Origin of the sequence: Dissulfurispira sp. (genome assembly GCF_036745535.1) — a bacterium.
Classification (GTDB): Bacteria; Nitrospirota; Thermodesulfovibrionia; order Thermodesulfovibrionales; family Dissulfurispiraceae; genus Dissulfurispira.
This window is the reverse complement of sequence record NZ_DAIOFX010000152.1, coordinates 1-2,226: the sequence shown is the minus strand read 5'-3', so window position 1 is coordinate 2,226 and position 2,226 is coordinate 1. Positions and strand designations below refer to the sequence as shown.

General features: G+C 49.0%; 3 protein-coding genes. All 3 read left to right on the top strand.

Features of this window, described 5'->3' with window-relative positions:
* Positions 1-135 precede the first annotated feature (135 nt).
* Entirely contained in the window at positions 136-480 is a 345-nt protein-coding gene (locus V7L97_RS12300; protein WP_333656410.1) for a hypothetical protein, read from the top strand.
* Positions 470-1,426, top strand: coding sequence for an NAD-dependent epimerase/dehydratase family protein (locus V7L97_RS12295; protein WP_333656408.1), 957 nt, complete (start codon positions 470-472; stop codon positions 1,424-1,426). The genes V7L97_RS12300 and V7L97_RS12295 overlap by 11 nt, the downstream gene beginning before the upstream one ends.
* A gap of 47 nt (positions 1,427-1,473) precedes the next feature.
* Positions 1,474-2,226: glycosyltransferase (locus V7L97_RS12290; RefSeq protein ID WP_333656407.1), on the top strand; the 753-nt coding region annotated here is incomplete at its 3' end.

Below are 2,226 nucleotides of genomic sequence, written 5' to 3'. Positions count from 1 at the left end.
GGTGCGAGGGGAGCTCCTCACTAAAATGGCGGAAAATCGAGCAGCAGCGGCAACAGGAGAAAAAATACCAATGAGAATATAACATTACTTACTACTTCTATGGATAGGCGCGTTGAGAGATTAGGGAATAACATTATGCTTGCATTTAAAAAACCATTTGGCTTTGGATTTCGAATTGATGGAAGTGACTCTCTGGGTAGAGGCATCCCAGTCTCGGCAACTGCACCTGTCAAGTGGTTTGTATACACCGGCTACATAGGAATAGCCCTTCTATTTTTGAGGGAAATGCAAGTCGTAACCTGTTTTGCAGATGCTTTTAGATCCCATTTTGTCTTGAAAGTATTTCAGGCATGGATTGTCCTCTTATTTCAGCATCTGGTATATGGGACATGGATGACGCCGCTCTATCTTTTGTTATCCGCAATGGTGCTTTCTTCTGTGTGCCGGGAGCAATTATCCAGGGTGCGAGATGCGACGTAATCAGGAGAATAATTCGAGATCTCAAATAGCTTGTGTGACCGGCGCTTCCGGCATGGTGGGGAGCCGGATTGTGCATCGTCTTCTTCAGCAGGGGTATGCGGTACGAGCTCTCACTCGCAGAAGAGACTTGATGCTTTCGGGTGTTGATATGCACTACGGTGATATTCGGGATGTGTCAGCGCTAAAATCTTTCCTGAATCAGGCGAATCTCCTCTTTCACTGTGCCGCGGAATTGAATGATGAATCGAAAATGTGGAAAGTCAATGTGAGCGGCACGGAGACACTGTTAAGCATGATTCCTGGATCAGGAATCGAATTTTTGTGTTACCTGAGCAGTGCAGGTGTTGTAGGGAGAACGGAACGAACCGTAATTGACGAAACAACGCCTTGCAATCCGCGGAATATCTATGAGCGTACGAAATGGGAGGCTGAAAAGCGTGTGGCGGATGGGGTAAGGAACTGCCGTGTGGTGATCCTGCGGCCCACGAATGTAGTCGACGCTAGGCGTCCAGGCGCAATCGGCTTGCCGATGCGGAGCGGGTGGGCTGATTACGTGAAAATCTTTCTGAAGGGCGGAGAAAATGCACATGTTGTCCATAGCGATGATGTTGCTGCCGCTGCTGTGTACTTGATAGAGCATGCATCGGAGAATCCCCAGTGCTTTTTGGTTTCGTGCGATCATGAGCCCTTGAATACGTTTGCTGGAATATGGAAACTCTATAAGAGTTTCGAGAGGACTGGCTCCTTTGATGAGAGCGGCGCGAAGGTTGCTCATCTCCCTATTGCCATTCCCCACATGCTGCGGACCATAATGCGTGGTGCAGCGAATCGCGGTGATAGGGTGTATTCTCCAGCAAAACTGCTCAGACACGAATTTATCTTTCCTCTTGGATTGAAGGGGGCTATCAGGCGTATCATCGAAGACAGGAGACAAATGGCCTCATGAGGGTGGTGAACGTCAACACGTCACTTGATCCTCATAAAGGCGGGGGGATGGCCGAGAGGACCTTTCAGTTAAGTAAATTTCTTGCAAGGGCCGGAGTAGAATGTGCTGTGTTGACTACAGACCTGGGACTGACGCCAGAGCGTGTGCGCTCAATGGAAGGCGTGGAGGTCATTGCGCTTCCCTGCTTCAACCATCGCTTCTATCTGCCGAGGTTTTCCTATAGGAGGCTTAAGGAATTAGTTAAGTGGGCAGATATCGTCCATCTGATGGGACACTGGACGTTCCTCAATGCACTTGTGTATCAGATGGTGATCAGTCTCGGGACGATGTATGCTGTCTGTCCTGCGGGATCTCTCCCGGTGTTTGGCAGGTCAAAGATGATCAAGATGATATACAACCAGCTCGTTGGTAGGAGGATTATCCGAAATGCAGATTGCTGCATCGCAATTACCAAAGGGGAACTCCCTGCTTTTTTAGCATATGGAGTGGATAATGACAGGGTTTCCGTCATTCCCAACGGGATCAATCCAGAGGAGTTCTCCGTCAGGAACGATGCAGCATTCAGAAAGAAATTTGGCTTGGATGATACACCTGTTATATTATATATGGGCCGGCTGAACTTCATTAAAGGACCTGATCTGCTTGTGGAGGCTTTCTGCAGTGTGAGACACGAATTGCCCGAATGCCAGTTGGTGCTTGCAGGTCCCGATGAGGGAATGGTGCACAGGCTGCAGGAACTTATTGCTCTGAACGCTGCAGAAGAGAGAGTGCATTTGGTCGGGTATCTAGGAGGCGAGGAC